This is a genomic window from Bacillus sp. FSL K6-1012 (assembly GCF_037964915.1).
In the GTDB taxonomy this organism is placed as follows: Bacteria; Bacillota; Bacilli; order Bacillales; family Bacillaceae; genus Bacillus; species Bacillus halotolerans.
In genome coordinates this window covers 3,993,650-4,009,167 of record NZ_CP150175.1, presented here as the reverse complement: position 1 = coordinate 4,009,167, position 15,518 = coordinate 3,993,650, and the positions used below count along the sequence as shown (strand labels likewise).

At 45.8% G+C, this 15,518-nt stretch carries 15 protein-coding genes; 7 read left to right on the top strand and 8 right to left on the bottom strand.

The features are described 5' to 3' along the window. Positions 1 to 128: 128 nt before the first annotated feature. From licR to licH, 5 genes are all read left to right on the top strand, one after another. Entirely contained in the window at positions 129 to 2,048 is a 1,920-nt protein-coding gene (gene licR / locus NSS75_RS20765; protein ID WP_101859757.1) for a transcriptional regulator LicR, read from the top strand. Between the two features lie 133 nt (positions 2,049 to 2,181). Beyond that, positions 2,182 to 2,490, top strand: coding sequence for a PTS lichenan transporter subunit IIB (gene licB, locus NSS75_RS20760; protein ID WP_024123336.1), 309 nt, complete (start codon positions 2,182 to 2,184; stop codon positions 2,488 to 2,490). Between the two features lie 15 nt (positions 2,491 to 2,505). After that, on the top strand, positions 2,506 to 3,864 hold the full coding sequence (gene licC / locus NSS75_RS20755) for a PTS lichenan transporter subunit IIC (RefSeq protein ID WP_268496469.1): 1,359 nt from the start codon (positions 2,506 to 2,508) through the stop codon (positions 3,862 to 3,864). A 17-nt stretch (positions 3,865 to 3,881) separates the two neighbouring features. Next, positions 3,882 to 4,214: a PTS lichenan transporter subunit IIA gene (gene licA, locus NSS75_RS20750; protein ID WP_024123334.1), complete on the top strand. Its 333-nt coding sequence runs from the start codon at positions 3,882 to 3,884 to the stop codon at positions 4,212 to 4,214. Continuing rightward, the gene (gene licH, locus NSS75_RS20745; protein ID WP_044159985.1) at positions 4,211 to 5,539 is read left to right on the top strand and encodes a 6-phospho-beta-glucosidase LicH; all 1,329 of its coding nucleotides are present in this window, start codon (positions 4,211 to 4,213) and stop codon (positions 5,537 to 5,539) included. Before licA ends, licH begins: the two co-directional genes overlap by 4 nt. A gap of 32 nt (positions 5,540 to 5,571) precedes the next feature. Here the strand turns inward: licH and NSS75_RS20740 are convergent, their stop codons facing one another. The 7 genes from NSS75_RS20740 to NSS75_RS20710 form a co-directional block, all read right to left on the bottom strand. Beyond that, on the bottom strand, positions 5,572 to 6,663 hold the full coding sequence (locus tag NSS75_RS20740; protein WP_339234817.1) for a branched-chain amino acid aminotransferase: 1,092 nt from the start codon (positions 6,661 to 6,663) through the stop codon (positions 5,572 to 5,574). 140 nt (positions 6,664 to 6,803) lie between these two features. Beyond that, complete coding sequence (locus tag NSS75_RS20735) at positions 6,804 to 7,562, bottom strand: SDR family oxidoreductase (protein ID WP_316961148.1); 759 nt, start codon at positions 7,560 to 7,562, stop codon at positions 6,804 to 6,806. A gap of 88 nt (positions 7,563 to 7,650) precedes the next feature. Next, positions 7,651 to 8,829: a D-alanyl-lipoteichoic acid biosynthesis protein DltD gene (gene dltD, locus NSS75_RS20730; protein WP_339234810.1), complete on the bottom strand. Its 1,179-nt coding sequence runs from the start codon at positions 8,827 to 8,829 to the stop codon at positions 7,651 to 7,653. Beyond that, positions 8,829 to 9,065 carry a D-alanine--poly(phosphoribitol) ligase subunit DltC gene (gene dltC, locus NSS75_RS20725; RefSeq protein ID WP_024123329.1) on the bottom strand — a complete coding sequence of 79 codons (237 nt, stop codon included), beginning with the start codon at positions 9,063 to 9,065 and terminating at the stop codon, positions 8,829 to 8,831. Before dltC ends, dltD begins: the two co-directional genes overlap by 1 nt. Positions 9,066 to 9,081: 16 nt before the next feature. Beyond that, complete coding sequence (gene dltB, locus NSS75_RS20720; protein WP_024123328.1) at positions 9,082 to 10,269, bottom strand: D-alanyl-lipoteichoic acid biosynthesis protein DltB; 1,188 nt, start codon at positions 10,267 to 10,269, stop codon at positions 9,082 to 9,084. Next, entirely contained in the window at positions 10,266 to 11,774 is a 1,509-nt protein-coding gene (gene dltA, locus NSS75_RS20715) for a D-alanine--poly(phosphoribitol) ligase subunit DltA (protein ID WP_101859761.1), read from the bottom strand. The genes dltB and dltA overlap by 4 nt, the downstream gene beginning before the upstream one ends. 17 nt (positions 11,775 to 11,791) lie before the next feature. Further along, positions 11,792 to 11,941 carry a teichoic acid D-Ala incorporation-associated protein DltX gene (locus tag NSS75_RS20710; RefSeq protein WP_010332387.1) on the bottom strand — a complete coding sequence of 50 codons (150 nt, stop codon included), beginning with the start codon at positions 11,939 to 11,941 and terminating at the stop codon, positions 11,792 to 11,794. 445 nt (positions 11,942 to 12,386) lie between these two features. Between NSS75_RS20710 and NSS75_RS20705 the strand changes: the two genes are divergently transcribed. Together NSS75_RS20705 and ywaC are read left to right on the top strand one after the other, a co-directional pair. Beyond that, entirely contained in the window at positions 12,387 to 13,322 is a 936-nt protein-coding gene (locus NSS75_RS20705; protein ID WP_339234804.1) for a 1,4-dihydroxy-2-naphthoate polyprenyltransferase, read from the top strand. Between the two features lie 140 nt (positions 13,323 to 13,462). Then, a complete protein-coding gene (ywaC, locus tag NSS75_RS20700) occupies positions 13,463 to 14,095 on the top strand; it encodes a GTP pyrophosphokinase YwaC (protein WP_010332385.1) in 633 nt (210 codons plus the stop codon). Positions 14,096 to 14,124: 29 nt separating this feature from the next. Here ywaC and NSS75_RS20695 read toward each other — a convergent pair whose 3' ends face one another. Continuing rightward, complete coding sequence (locus NSS75_RS20695) at positions 14,125 to 15,492, bottom strand: M28 family metallopeptidase (protein WP_268542464.1); 1,368 nt, start codon at positions 15,490 to 15,492, stop codon at positions 14,125 to 14,127. Between the last annotated feature and the right edge of the window lie 26 nt (positions 15,493 to 15,518).

Below are 15,518 nucleotides of genomic sequence, written 5' to 3'. Positions count from 1 at the left end.
CCTCCCGATGTTCATTGACTTGCATTTCCCCCCATTATAGAATTTATATACATTTCGCTTTCCCTTCACCACGTCCTTTCTGCCTACTTATGTAATTCCTGCATCTATCTTGATAGGAGGTTTTTCTCATGCTGCATGGGCGACTTCGTGAAATTCTGCGCTTATTGATGGCGGCTGAAGTTCCGGTGACAAGCTCGGTATTTGCCGCACATTTACATGTGACGACGCGGACGGTCCGCAATGATATAAAGGAACTCCAAGATGTGATAAGCGGTCATGGCGCTTTGGTTCAATCGGTAAGAGGCTCGGGATACAAGCTGCGCATTCATGACGAGCAGACCTTTAGAACGCTGCTGCAAGACGTGTTTCAGCAGAAAAAGGGGCTGCCGGTATTTCCCGAGGAGAGGATTACATATCTCATGAAACGGCTGCTGCTGGCGGATCATTATCTCAAGCTGGATGAGCTGGCCGAAGAACTTTTTATCTCAAAATCTACACTCCAAACCGATTTAAAGGAAGTGAAGAAACGGCTGCTTCCTTACCGCATTGTCATGGAAACACGCCCGAATTACGGCTTCAAGCTGCGCGGAGACGAGGTGCAGATGAGGTACTGTATGGCGGAGTACATTGTTGATGAAAGAGAAACAGAAATTGATTTTCTGAATGAAAAGGCTGATATTTTGCCAAAGGAAGAAATTGAGATCATCCATTCTGTGATTATGAGAAAGATTAAAAACGACCGGATTCCTCTGTCTAACCTTGGATTGAATAACCTCATCATTCATATCGCCATCGCCTGTAAGCGGATCAGAACGGAACACTATGTTTCTCTTTTCCCGGAAGATATGGATCACATTCTGCATCAAAAAGAATACCAGGCTGCTGAAGCAATTGTGAAAGAACTGGAATCAGCCCTTAGCGTCACGTTTCCGGAAAATGAAACGGCTTATATCGCCATGCATCTTCTCGGCACGAAACGAATGACACAGCCGCAGTGCGGAGAAGGCGAATTTTCAATCGATGAAGAAACAGATCGGCTGACTGCCGCCATGATCGAAGCGGTCGACCGAGAATTAAAGCTCGGCATCCTGCATGATCAAGAGCTGAAAATTGGCTTGGCACTGCATGTAAAACCCGCGGTCACCCGCAACCGGTATGGCATGAATCTGAGAAATCCGATGCTGGCAGCGATCAAAGAAAATTATCCTCTCGCCTTTGAGGCCGGAATCATCGCCGGAATCGTCATAAAAGAAAAAACGGGCATCGATATTCATGAAAATGAAGTCGGTTATTTAGCGCTGCACTTCGGCGCCGCAATTGAACGGAAGAAAACAGAAAGCCCGCCGAAGCGCTGCATCATCGTTTGTGCGTCAGGTGCGGGAAGCGCCCAGCTTCTGAGGGAAAAACTTCGCTCCCACTTCGGCAAACGGATCGATATTCTCGGCACGGCTGAATATTACAGTCTTGACCAGTTGTCTTATGAATCGATTGATTTTGTGGTCAGCACCATTCCGATCAAAAAAGAACTCCCTGTGCCTGTACTAAAGGTAAACACCATCTTAGGCGGAACCGATTTTACAAAAATAGAATCCATCCTGAATGATGAGAAAGAAAAAGCTGTCAGCTATCTCAAAAAGGATCTCGTTTTTTTCCAGAAGGATCTGCGTTCGAAAGAAGAGGTGATTCAATTTTTAGGTCAGAAAGCAGTGGACGGCGGCTATGCGAATAAGGAAATCATAGATTCTATATTTGATAGAGAAGAGATGTCGCCAACGTGCTTCGGCAACCTCGTGGCCATTCCGCACCCGCTCGTCCCGCAGACGCAAACGACATTTTGGGCCGTCTGTACGCTCAAAAAGCCGATAGACTGGGAGAATAAACGGGTTCAATTTGTTTGCCTGCTTTGTGTCGAAAAGGAAAACAAAGCGGATTTGCAAAGCATGTATAAACTGCTCGGCAGTATTTTGGATGATCCGGCAGCGGTAAGCCAGCTGTTAAAAAGCCGCACGTACCAAGAGCTCTCCGATGTGTTTGACAAAAAACGATAAACTGACAGCCTGGATATACCTTTTTTCCGTTTCCTGCGGAAAAACCTTGAGTGTTTATGAAAGCGATTTCATAATATGATGTTATCAACAGCAGGACATACAAATTCTATCAAACTCTTAGGGGGTCTTTTACATGAATATATTACTCGTTTGTGCAGCAGGCATGTCAACAAGCTTACTCGTCAGCAAGATGGAAAAAAGCGCGCAGGAACAAGGAAAAGACTATACCATTTGGGCAGTATCAGGTGATTCTGTACAAAATCATATCGATAAAGCGGATGTATTGCTCCTCGGCCCGCAAGTCCGTTACATGCTTCCTCAGCTGAAAAAACTAGGAGAATCAAAGGGTGTTCCGGTAGACGTCATTAACACAGTCCATTATGGGACGTGCAACGGAGCGGAAGTGCTGAAATCGGCTGAACAGCTTGGAAACGCGTCATAGAGAGGGGCGGGCTATGTGAATAAAGTCAATCAGTTGTTAGAAGAGAAGGTCATGCCTATAGCGGGAAGAATTGCGGGGCAGCGTCATTTGCAGGCGCTCCGTGACGGTATCATTTTAACAATGCCGCTTATTATCATCGGCTCCTTTTTCCTCATCATAGGCAACCTCCCGATTCCCGGATATGCCGATTTTATGGCAAAAACGTTCGGCAGCGCCTGGTCTGAGAAGCTCGCTTACCCGGTTGACGCCACCTTTGAAATTATGGGGCTTGTCGCCGCATTCGGCATCGCCTACAGGCTGGCGGAGAAATATGGGGTCGATGCTTTGTCAGCTGGTGCCATCTCCCTTGCGGCTTTCCTCTTAGCGACACCGTATCAAGTGCCGTTTACGCCGGATGGCTCGACGAAAGAGATAATGGTCAGCGGCGGTATTCCGCTTTCGCTGATGGGAAGTAAAGGCCTGTTTGTCGCCATGATTATCGCGATGGTGTCAACAGAGATTTACCGTCTCATTATCCAGCGCAATATGGTTTTTAAAATGCCGGATGGTGTTCCGCCGGCGGTCAGCAAGTCATTTGTCGCTTTAATCCCCGGCTTTGCCGTCATCTTCCTGATTTGGGCAGCCCGACTGATTGTTGAAGCGACGCCATTTGAAAGCCTTCATAATATTGTAAGCGTTTTACTGGGGACGCCGCTCTCCATTCTTGGCGGAAGCCTCGGGGGCAGCCTTATCGCAGAAGCCGTCAAAATGCTTTTATGGGCCTGCGGTCTTCACGGCGCCAACATTGTCGGCGGCGTTATGGCACCGATTTGGTACGGCGCCATGGATGCCAACCGGATCGCGTTCCAAGCCGGTGAGGAGTTGCCTAAGATTTTCACCCAGCAATTTTTCGATATCTGGATCAATATCGGCGGAAGCGGTGCCACTCTTGCACTGGTTGTCACGATGTTCCTTCGCGCCCGAAGCAAACAAATGAAGCAGCTCGGAAAGCTTGCGATCGGCCCGGCGGTCTTCAATATTAACGAACCGATCATTTTCGGAATGCCGATCGTCATGAACCCGATGCTCTTGATTCCGTTTATCGTCACGCCGCTTATCACACTGACACTCACATACATCGGAATGAGCACCGGACTTGTCGCCAAACCTGCGGGTATCGCAGTCCCGTGGACCATGCCGCCGATCTTTTCAGGCTACTTGGCGACAGGAGGCAAAATATCAGGCGCGGTCATGCAAGCCATTAACATTGCCGTTTCCTTTGTTGTCTACTACCCGTTCTTCAGAATGTGGGATAAACAGAAGCTGAAAGAAGAAAACGAATTAGAGCTCGTCCATACGCCTGCTGTTTCAGACGACAAAGAGGCGGCTTTGTAAAGAAAGGAGTGAGTCGCGTGAATGAGAAAATGGAGCAAATTATTTTTCAAATCATTCTTCACGGAGGAAACGGAAGGAGCTCCGCAATGGAAGCGATCGCCGCCGCGAAAAACGGCGACAGCGAAGAGGCGCGGAGTAAGCTTCAAGAAGCTGCGGATGAATTATCAAAAGCCCATCATTATCAGACAGAACTGATCCAAAGTGAAGCAGGCGGAGAAAAAACAGAAATGACACTGCTGATGGTCCACGCTCAGGATCATTTAATGAATGCCATGACAGTCAAGGATTTGGCGGCTGAATTCATTGAGCTATATGAAAAAATCACCGTGCAAGGGGGAGCAAGCATATGACAAAAGGATTGAAAATTGTAACGATTGGCGGAGGCTCAAGCTATACACCGGAGCTTGTGGAAGGTTTAATCAAACGGTACAAGGAGCTGCCTGTACGTGAATTATGGCTCGTTGATATTCCTGAAGGCGAGGAAAAATTGAACATTGTCGGCACGCTCGCCAAGCGGATGGTTGAAAAAGCCGGTGTCCCGATCGACATTCACCTCACTTTGGACAGGAGGGAAGCGCTGAAAGATGCAGACTTTGTGACGACTCAATTCCGGGTCGGACTGCTGCAGGCGAGAGCCAAGGATGAGCGCATTCCATTAAAATATGGCGTCATCGGCCAGGAAACGAACGGCCCGGGAGGACTCTTTAAAGGATTGCGCACCATTCCGGTCATCCTAGAGATTGCGAAGGACATCGAGGAGCTTTGTCCGAACGCATGGCTCGTCAATTTCACAAATCCGGCAGGTATGGTGACGGAGGCCTTGCTTCGCTACTCCAACCTGAAGAAAGTCGTCGGTCTCTGCAATGTCCCGATCGGCATCAAAATGGGCGTAGCGAAAGCGCTCGATGTAGATGTTGACCGGGTAGAGGTTCAATTTGCCGGATTGAATCATATGGTGTTCGGAATGGACGTCTTCTTAGACGGCGTCAGCGTGAAGGATAAAGTCATTGAAGCGATGGGTGACCCGAAAAACGCAATGACAATGAAAAACATCTCCGGCGCTGAGTGGGAGCCAGAATTCTTAAAAGCACTCGACATGATCCCTTGCGGCTACCACCGCTACTATTTCAAAACAAAAGAAATGTTCGAGCACGAGCTTGAAGCATCACAAACGGAAGGCACCCGTGCTGAAGTAGTGCAAAAGGTAGAGCAAGAGCTGTTCGAGCTTTATAAAGATCCAAATTTGGCGATCAAGCCGCCGCAGCTTGAAAAACGCGGAGGTGCTTACTACAGCGATGCAGCGTGCAACCTCATCAGCTCCATTTACAATGATAAACACGACATTCAGCCGGTGAACACGGTCAATAACGGTGCGATTGCAAGCATTCCAGATGATTCCGCTGTTGAAGTAAACTGCGTGATGACGAAAAACGGCCCTAAGCCAATCGCCGTAGGCGATCTGCCAGTATCTGTCCGCGGTCTCGTCCAGCAAATCAAATCATTTGAGCGTGTCGCGGCGGAAGCGGCTGTCACAGGCGACTATCAAACAGCGCTGCTTGCCATGACGATTAATCCTCTCGTACCATCCGACACAGTGGCCAAACAGATCTTAGACGAAATGCTGGAGGCGCACAAAGCACATCTGCCGCAGTTCTTTAACAAAATTGAAGCATAAAAAAACCGGCCCGTTTTGGGCCGGTTTTTTGTTTATTTGCTTTCAGTGAGCGTTGCGACTTCAGTCGTCCATCCAAATTCATCAGGAACTGTACCCTTTTGAATGCCTGTGATCGTGTCATACAGCTTTTTAGAGATTTCTCCCGTTTCACCGTTGTTGATCATCAGTGTTTCGTCATTCCAGATCAGTTCGCCGACTGGAGAAATAACAGCCGCCGTACCCGTTCCGAAGGCTTCTTCAAGAACGCCGTCTTTATGGGCTTGGATGACTTCATCAACGGCGATTCTTCGTTCTGATACCGGAAGCCCCCAATGCTTAAGCAAAGTAATGACGGAATTGCGCGTGATGCCCTCCAGAATGCTGCCGTTCAGCATCGGTGTCACAATTTCACCGTTGATTTTAAAGAAGATGTTCATGCTGCCGACTTCTTCGATGTATTTTTTCTCAATGCCGTCCAGCCAGAGAACCTGAGAAAATCCTTTCTCTTCTGCAACCTGCTGCGCTTTTAAGCTTGAAGCGTAGTTTCCTGCGGTTTTCGCATCTCCCGTTCCGCCTTTTACCGCACGGACAAATTCACTTTCCACAGCAATTTTGACAGGCTTAATGCCTTCTTTGTAATATGAGCCGACCGGAGAAAGGATGATAAAGAGCTTATACGTATGAGATGCCGCGACACCAAGGAAAGGTTCGGTTGCGATAATGAATGGACGGATGTAAAGGGACGTGCCCTCCGCATTCGGAATCCAGTCTTTATCAATAGCGATCAGCTGTTTTAAACCCTCAAGAACCTGTTCTTCATCAATTTGCGGAATACAGATGCGGTCATTTGATTTATTCAGGCGCTCCATATTTTTTTCCGGTCTGAAAAGCAGAACATGGTCATCCTCTGAGACGTAAGCCTTTAAGCCTTCAAACACCGTTTGGCCATAGTGATATACCATTGCGGCCGGGTCCATTGAAACGGCTTGATAAGGAATGATTCTCGGATCGTACCAGCCTTTATCAGATGCGTAGTCCATTACAAACATGTGGTCTGTAAACACTCTTCCGAAAGAAAGCTGATTTGGATCTGGTTTCGGTTTTTTGGCTGATGTTAATTCAACTCGAATCGTTTGTTTAGTCATGGTCAATCTCCCTGTTGTTAAATTGTTTATATTATCAAACTTATTTGAAAATATTTTATATTCTATTGTATACCTTCACCAAATAATCGCAATAGGTTTGCTCAAATTTGTAAAAAATTTATAAGAAAAAGCAGGAGAAATTAATTCTCCTGCGCATTCATTTGTTCAAATACTCTGTCGTAATCGGCACGGACCGCATTCCGCAGACCTTCGACACGTTCATTTGTAATCTCTTGTTTGCCTTCTTTTAAGCCGTCTAAGAAATATTGAACATATTCTTCAGGTGTAATGCCGCGGTACGTCAGACCTTGCTTATCGCGTGATTTTTGATTTAATCCCGTGTCAACCATAGGCGGCGCCATCTCGATCACTTCAACGCTTGTATCACGAAGCTGGTATCTGAGCGTGAGTGAGAAGGAGTGGAGCGCCGCTTTTGTTGCACAGTACACCGGATAAACAGCTAACGGGTTAAACGCGAGCCCGGACGTTACCTGAACAATTGCCGCTTCCGGCTGATTCATCAAGTGAGGCGTAAAAAGAGCTGATAAATGGACAGGCGCTTGGATATTCAGCTCTATTTCATCCCCGTCCACAAAGAGCTCCTCAGTCCCTTTTTTAAAGTCAATTTCCTTTTGAATGCCCGCATTGTTAACGAGAACGTTCAGCTTTGGAAATTCCTTCTGGGCCCATTCAAACAATGCCTCACGCTCCGTGCGGTCTGCGACATCGCATTGTTTTGTATGGAGGGCTGGGAGCTGTTTTTTTGCTTCTGCAAGACGTGTTTCGCTGCGTCCGCAAATGATCACTTCATTCCCGAGCTCAAGCAGCCGTTTGGCCAGTTCAAGCCCGATGCCTGCTGAACCGCCTGTGATCAAAACCGTATTGCCTGTCATCTTCATTGATGTAACACCTCTTATCAAGCTGGCTGTGATTCCTTTACTATTTCAAATCTTAGCAGGAAATATGCAGCCGCGTCCTAATAGATGCTCACGATGAAGTAACCTTTCCGGTTTTATAGAATTCATCAATTGCCTTATCCACATACACCCAGCCTTTCCAGCCGATGTGGATGGTATCTTTCATAAAATAAGGGTCATATTCATGACCTGAAAAATCAGCGACTTGGAAGCCCTTCGCTTTAATCTGTTTATTGACCTTTTCATAATAGTCAGTGCGCCCTTTTTTCGGGAAGCCTGTGTAGTCATACCATTTTCCGTTAACAGGGATGGTGACAAACATAGGCTCTGCGCCCGCGTCTTTCAGGATATGAAGCATCAGCTCAAAATCGCCGTATTCCGGTGACTTCGCATACGATCTGCCTTTGTTTTTCCCTTTCAGCTTAGGCACTTTCGGCTTCAGCTTTTTATAAACAGGATTGTCGATGTGAAAATCGTTAGACCCGGAGTGGCGTTTGCCTGATTCATCGGCCAGTTTATTTAATTCAGACCATGACTTATCCTTCACGGATTGTGAGATATAGCGCTTTGGTCCTGTGGTTTCCGTCGCTGAATAATAAAGGTCTTTCTTTTCTAGCATCTTGTAATATACTTTTGCCGCCGGCTTCAGCGCGTTCACTTTCCATGTCTGGCCATTCACCATCGCCTTATAAAGCTCGGAAAGTACAGCATCGTTTTGAACAGCTTTGAAGCGCAGCATACGCTTCATCATTTTCTTTTTCACGTCAGGGTCGATCTGCTCGTTAAAAGCCAAATCCAGCCCTTGAAGCGCGGAATAGTTCGGCGCAAAATGCTGTTCATCAGACCCGCGCTTAATAAACCACTGCGGAGAAACGATGAAAACAATTTTTTTGCCCTTCAGCTGATCCATATGGGCAGCGAAGTTTAAGGAGTGTATCAATGACTGGGATCCGCCTTTGCCGACAAGGTAAGGCGTAAATCCCTCATTGTTTACTTTAAAATAATTAGATGGGTGGAACTCATCCAGCCGGGAAAGCTCAGAAGACCCGTAAATCGGTAGATATTTCGGATCATTGAGCATCTGATTTTGTAAATAAAGCCCCTGAAACATACTCGGGTTTAAGGTTGTTGCTGACTCTTCAACCCGTTTATCGGTAATAAAACGAGTCAGCCATGAAGATGGAACTGCGATGGCGCCTGCGAATAGAATAAACGCCAAAATAATTGGACCGAAAAAACGCTTTTTCATTATTTCAACTCAGACAGCTGGTTTACAATGTGATTAGGCGTATTCCATACATCCCGGTCGAATTCAGTGATAGGCACCAGAATATCAAAACGGTTTTCAATCGCAAGCAGCAATTCTACTGTTCCAAAAGAATCAAGCAAACCTTCTTCAAAAATTTCAATATCAGGGTTTTCCTTTACGATGTCATCCTGGCAAACCTCTGCTAAAACGTCTAATACCTCTTGTTTAAAATCCATAGTTTTCTAATCTCCTTTAATGATGGTGATGAAATAGCTTTCCTGAGAAAATATAAAACCCAAAGCACACAAAATGGAACGTGATCACAATAGCGAGAATCGTTGTCCAGCGGTTGGACGGGAGCCATTTATATTTCTTATTCCACTTCTCGAAAAAGTTGTAACACGTCATCAGGACGGCGTGATAGAGCCCGTAGATGATATATTGCGGCGCAAGGCCGTGCCAAACCCCCATCAGCATAAACAGCAGGAAATACCCGATGTTTGAGACGGCCATACGGTTTTTGATCCACTTTTTCTTTGTCATCCAAAATACAAATCTCATAAATACATAGTCTCTGAACCAAAATGACAGAGACATATGCCAGCGGTTCCAGAAATCTTTAATATTTTTGCTGATAAACGGTTTATTAAAGTTTTCCGGCGATTTAATCCCCATAATATAGCTGACCCCGACGGCAAACATCGTGTAGCCGGCAAAATCAAAGAATAAATACATGCTGTAGCCGTACATATATAGCAGATTCCCGAGGATCTTATTGTGCGTGATCGCGGGAAGGTTCATGATGAAATACGTGTTGATCGCATAGCCGATAATGAACTTGTAAAGGAATCCAATGAATATCTTGTGAATCCCCGTATACAGCAGATCGGCATATTCCTCTTTTGTCCATGCCTTCTGCTCATCCTTGACGAATCTGCGGTACCTGTCAATCGGACCGGAAGAAATCGTCGGGAAAAACAGGATGAAATACAGCAGGCGGTGAAGCGGAAGCTGTTCCTTCAGCAGCCCGTCTCTCGCTTCCATAATCAGCTGAACGCCCTTAAAGGTTAAATACGAAATCCCTAAAAAGCTGATCAGGTTATGCGGCGTATGATGCGGCTGCGGATGAGAAAGAAACGGCCATATTTTTGACAAGAATAAAGGCAGAATAGACGCGATAACAGCCGAGCAAAAGACAAAGCCGCTGTTCGCTTTCTGCCGGTACGCCAGGTAGCCGCTGATCAGGAGCACCTGCCATATGGTAAACAGACACAGGGCGATGACGCCGTGTAAGTCATGCGAGAAAATCAGAGCCAATATAAGAATGGATATAAACATGTTGTATGCCTGGAATCTTTTCCCGTTCAAGCCGAGAATGATGGTCGGCAGAAGAAGAATGCCAAGCAATATAAAGAATAAAAACGAGCTGTAAGGCGTCATACAAGAACCTCTTCGCGGATGCGTTTCCGGTCAATTTTGCCGTTAGCCGTCATTTGAATGTGATCCTGATAAATGAACTTTCTCGGAATCATATAAGCAGGCAGGAAAGCGGCAAGCTCTTTTTTAATCGCACTCGTCAGCTGGAACTCCTTCTGGAATTCGTGCTCCTCAGGCACAATTGCAGCTATCAGATATTCGACAGTTCCGTTTGGCTGATACGGAATCACAACAGCTGAGCGCACGTACTGAGACTGTCTCACATGAAACTCAATTTCCTCCAGCTCCATCCGGTACCCGTGAAGTTTAATCTGGAAATCCAAGCGGCCTTGGCAGAAAATCTGACCATCTTGTGTATAACCAGCATCACCAGTTCGGTATGCCCATTGGCCTTCATAAGAGAAGAATGCTTTATCTGTCAGCTCAGGCTCACCGAGATAGCCGCGGCTTACACTCGGGCCTGCAATGACGATTTCGCCTTTTTCTCCATCCGGGAGCTGATTCCCCTGTTCATCCATAATCAAAATGTTCATATCCGGTTTGGCGAAGCCGACTGGCAGAGATTCGTGCCGGCTGATGATGTCACTTGTAATTTCAACGGACGTAACAGCGACTGTCGCCTCAGTCGGACCGTACGTATTAAAGATTCTCGCTTTCGGGAAACGCTCAAGCAGCGCTTCGGCTACAGAAACCGGGAGAACCTCTCCGCAAAACATAAATGTGTCCGCCTCAGGAAGCAGATCTTGTGAAAATCCAGGGTCCATCAGGCACATTTGCACAAAGGATGGCGTTGATGTCCATATATTCAGCCCGGACTTTTTGAGCTCTTCGAATAAGATCTTCGGCTTATTCACGGCGTCCTTTGTCACGCAGTGTAAAGTACCGCCTGACTGAAGGCACGGATAAAGATCCATGACGGATAAATCAAATGAAAACGGCGCTTGGTTTAAAAACGTTTTTCCTCCGTTGATCGGGAAGTCCGCGCAAATCCAGTCTGTGAAGCTTTGAAGGTTCGCGGCTGAAATCTGCACGCCTTTCGGATTGCCCGTGCTTCCGGAAGTGTAAATAATATAATACGTTTCGTGTCCCGTCACCCATTGATCACGGCTGACAGTGCCTTCGTTTTCCAGCAGTTCTTCCGCTGAAACTGTCTGAATCAGCCCGCTGTCAATATCAACAGGAAGACCAGATACATGAATCAGCAATTCGGCGCCCGAGCTTTCAATAATTTTCGCAATCCGCTCGGATGGAATGGACAAGTCAACCGGGATATAAGGGTGTCCCGCCTTGACGCTTCCTAAAAAGGAGACAATCATGTGCGGCTCCATATGTCCGTACACCAGAACAGGAGAACCCTTTTCTCCGGAAACGCGTTTTTTGATTGCGGCAGCCGCACGGTCAGACAGTGCCCAAAGTTCCTGATATGTGAGCGACTGGCCTTGAGAGCGGAAGGCTTCGGTTTGCGGATAAGCTTCCGCATGTGTTTGAATAGCATCTAAAAGTTTCATTGTTATTCTCTCTCCAATTAGAAATCGTTATAAATATAAGAACCGGTATTCGCGGTGTGAAAACCATACATAAAAAACAAAACAAGCAGTATCAACAAATAAAAGCCTGTATGACATGTCCACTTGACAGCGGGTTTTTCATACAGCTGTTTCATCAATTGCAGCATATTCAAATTCCCTTCCCGTTTTTTCGACAATTACATGAGTATATGACGAGCGGATGCGCAAAAAGTTTCATATTTTCCCTAATATCCCTCAAATTTATATATCGGCTTCTGCCTTCAGAAGTGAATTTTTATCTTTGAAAGAGTATGAATGAAGTTTCTCTGACTGATTCATTATAAAGGAAAGAATAAATGTTATGAAGAGAACTTTTTAACTTTTAAAAAGCGTAAATGATTTAAAAAAATTTTTCCGCTCCTGTTTGTAAAGGCGCAGGCAGAACTCTAATGAAATCAGGGCAGAAAGCGTATAATAAGAAGGAAAACGCCCGCTTAAGGTATCTTGTGAAATGGTGGAGAAGTCATTATGATAGATAAGGAAGCAAAACGCAAGTTTCATCAAGTGGCCGGCTGAAATAAAGTAAGCCTTTTAATAGAAAGGAAGAGGAAGATGAACCAAACAAATAAGGGTGAGGGTAAGACAGCGCCGGAAAAAGAAAGTATGGGGCAGATCCTTTGGCAATTAACGCGTCCGCATACATTAACGGCGTCGTTTGTTCCTGTGCTTCTCGGAACAGTTTTGGCGATGTTTTATGTGAAGGTTGATTTGCTGCTGTTTCTGGCTATGCTGTTTTCTTGCTTATGGATCCAGATCGCGACGAACTTATTCAATGAATACTACGATTTTAAACGCGGGTTAGATACAGCTGAATCTGTCGGAATCGGCGGCGCAATTGTCAGACATGGTATGAAGCCCAAAACGATTCTGCAATTAGCTCTCGCTTCATACGGCATTGCCATTTTGCTCGGTGTGTATATTTGCATGAGCAGCAGCTGGTGGCTGGCTGTCATCGGCCTCGTGGGAATGGCGATCGGTTACCTGTATACAGGCGGGCCTCTGCCAATTGCATATACACCGTTCGGTGAGTTATTCTCAGGCATTTGCATGGGTTCGGTATTTGTGCTGATTTCATTTTTTATTCAGACAGATAAGATCAATATGCAAAGCATTTTGATTTCGATTCCGATTGCGGTTCTTGTCGGCGCGATTAACCTGTCGAACAACATTCGCGATATCGAAGAGGATAAAAAAGGCGGACGCAAAACATTGGCAATCCTGATGGGGCATAAAGGAGCTGTCACTCTGCTGGCTGCATCTTTTGCTGTCGCGTATATTTGGGTTGTCGGCTTGGTCATTACAGGAGCTGCAAGCCCATGGCTGTTTGTCGTCTTTTTGAGCGTGCCTAAGCCGGTTCAGGCGGTGAAAGGCTTCGTCAAAAAAGAATTGCCGATGAATATGATTGTGGCGATGAAATCTACAGCGCAAACCAATACATTTTTCGGATTCCTGCTGTCAATTGGATTATTGATCAGTTATTTCCGGTAAGAAAGAAGACCGCTTTTTCATGCGGTCTTTTTTTGTTACATTCGACAGGATTTTGTAAAAAAATTCATAGAACCTAGCAGCAGGCAGGCACGTCTAGTACATGGACAGCGGATAAAGATCCGTTAAAGGAGATGACGAAAATGGATTTATCTGTAACACATATGGACGATTTAAAAACTGTCATGGAAGATTGGAAAAACGAACTGTTAGTTTATAAATTTGCACTTGATGCACTTGATACAAAGTTTTCGATTATCAGTCAGGAATACAATTTAATTCATGGCCACAATCCGATTGAGCATACAAAATCGCGCGTGAAAAGCTTTGAAAGCATCGTAAATAAACTCATGAGAAAGGGCTGCGAGATTACGACACAGGAAATGAAGGAACATATCAACGATATTGCTGGTGTGCGTATCATTTGTTCCTTTATTTCTGATATTTATAATGTCGTGAACGTCCTGAAGCAGCATGAGGATTTGCGGATCGTAAAGGTAAAGGATTATATTCAGAATCCGAAACCGAACGGCTATCGAAGCCTGCATTTGATTATTGAAATGCCTGTGAACTTAACGAACAGAGTGGAATACGTCAAAGCAGAAATTCAAATCCGCACCATCGCCATGGATTTCTGGGCGAGCTTGGAGCATAAAATCTACTATAAACTGAACAACGACGTCCCTAAACATTTAACCGATGAACTGAAGGAAGCGGCGGAGATCGCCCACTATTTAGATGAAAAAATGCTGGGGATTAAGAAAGAAGTTGATTAGAAAAGACGGCAGCAATGTGCCGTCTTTTTTTATTTGATATCTTCATAAATATCAGAGGCTTTTGCCTTGATATGTGCCTTCTTGCCGGTTGGTTTTTTCTCTTTTTTCACAGCTTCATAGACAGAGGCTGTCACAAGGTCGCCAGCCTGCTGAAGGCGTTCTTTGCTGATATGTTCGATAGAGTCTTCAGGGGTATGGTACCATGGCTCTACTTCTTCTGTTTCCGGATCTCCCCAAATAAAGTTAGCGGAATCTATGCCGGCTTCATGGAACGGCACGTGATCGGATGAGCCTCCCTGTGTCAGAGACAGGCGGTCGAATCCAATTTTTTCAGCGGCCGTATGGCTGGATTCCCAAACATCGTTAGATTGCCCGTCCAATGTGTTGACATACAGCTCAGACGCATTCTCCCAGCTTGTACCCACCATGTCTAAGTTGAAGTTCACTTCGCTTCTTTTCAACTCTTTTTCTGATAGATGATCTACATAATGGGAGGAGCCGAGCAGGCCGAGCTCTTCAGCGCCAAAGGCGATAAAGCGGATTTCCTTGTCAGAAGGGATGCTTTTCAAGACGCGTGCCATTTCCAGCATAACAGAAGTGCCTGATCCGTTGTCATTTGCGCCGGGCGAGAAAGGAACACTGTCATAATGGGCTGTAACGTACACAATATCAGGATTTGTGATGTTCTTTGGTTTTTTGATACCGATGATGTTCTGGGAGGTTTGGTTTGAGAATGCTTTTAGTTGTAAGGTTGCTTCTTTTTTCTGGATAAGAGTTTCACCGTCTTCTTTCTTAATTCCGACGACAGGAATGCTGACTGTATTTCCTGATAGATTTGGGGTGACAGGCACAAGGCTTTCCTTATTATTGTAAATGATCACAGCCGTTGCGCCGGCCGCCTCGGCATTCCTGGCTTTCTCATAATATGTCAGGTCTCCTCTTGAAATCAAAGCGATTTTCCCCTTGGCGTCAGCGGAGAAATCATCAGGATATCCTAAACCGGCGTGATACAGCGGAGCGTTGAGGCCCTTTTCTTCAGTTGGTGTAGAGCCGGATGCCGCCCGAATGAGAATCTCACGGCCTTCTGAGGATAGCGTTCCTTCAAGTCGGTCAGGAATGCCAAACGTTTGAACCTTCACATCCAGTTTTAATTTTTTGAAGGATGAAGCGATCCATAAGGCACTCTTTTTTTCGGCAGATGTCCCGGCTATTCTGGGGCCGATTGTTTCACTAAGCTGAGAAATGGTTGAGTATGCACGCTTTGCTTTGAATGGGAGCTCCCGCTGGCTATCTGATATTTGAACAGCATGCGCAGCAGGGGTGACACTCTGTGCCGGCAAGAGAACCGTGCCGGCCGTTAAAACGGCCATCGTCATTACAGTCAAAAGCTTTTTCATAAACATGAACCTCCCCTAATGTTTGG

Coding starts and splice junctions, on each gene's coding strand:
- licR (WP_101859757.1), top strand. CDS start 129: ATGCTGCATGGGCGACTTCGTGAAATTCTGCGCTTATTGATGGCGGCT.
- licB (WP_024123336.1), top strand. CDS start 2,182: ATGAATATATTACTCGTTTGTGCAGCAGGCATGTCAACAAGCTTACTC.
- licH (WP_044159985.1), top strand. CDS start 4,211: ATGACAAAAGGATTGAAAATTGTAACGATTGGCGGAGGCTCAAGCTAT.
- NSS75_RS20740 (WP_339234817.1), bottom strand. CDS start 6,663: ATGACTAAACAAACGATTCGAGTTGAATTAACATCAGCCAAAAAACCG.
- NSS75_RS20735 (WP_316961148.1), bottom strand. CDS start 7,562: ATGAAGATGACAGGCAATACGGTTTTGATCACAGGCGGTTCAGCAGGC.
- dltD (WP_339234810.1), bottom strand. CDS start 8,829: ATGAAAAAGCGTTTTTTCGGTCCAATTATTTTGGCGTTTATTCTATTC.
- dltC (WP_024123329.1), bottom strand. CDS start 9,065: ATGGATTTTAAACAAGAGGTATTAGACGTTTTAGCAGAGGTTTGCCAG.
- dltB (WP_024123328.1), bottom strand. CDS start 10,269: ATGACGCCTTACAGCTCGTTTTTATTCTTTATATTGCTTGGCATTCTT.
- dltA (WP_101859761.1), bottom strand. CDS start 11,774: ATGAAACTTTTAGATGCTATTCAAACACATGCGGAAGCTTATCCGCAA.
- NSS75_RS20710 (WP_010332387.1), bottom strand. CDS start 11,941: ATGCTGCAATTGATGAAACAGCTGTATGAAAAACCCGCTGTCAAGTGG.
- NSS75_RS20705 (WP_339234804.1), top strand. CDS start 12,387: ATGAACCAAACAAATAAGGGTGAGGGTAAGACAGCGCCGGAAAAAGAA.
- ywaC (WP_010332385.1), top strand. CDS start 13,463: ATGGATTTATCTGTAACACATATGGACGATTTAAAAACTGTCATGGAA.
- NSS75_RS20695 (WP_268542464.1), bottom strand. CDS start 15,492: ATGAAAAAGCTTTTGACTGTAATGACGATGGCCGTTTTAACGGCCGGC.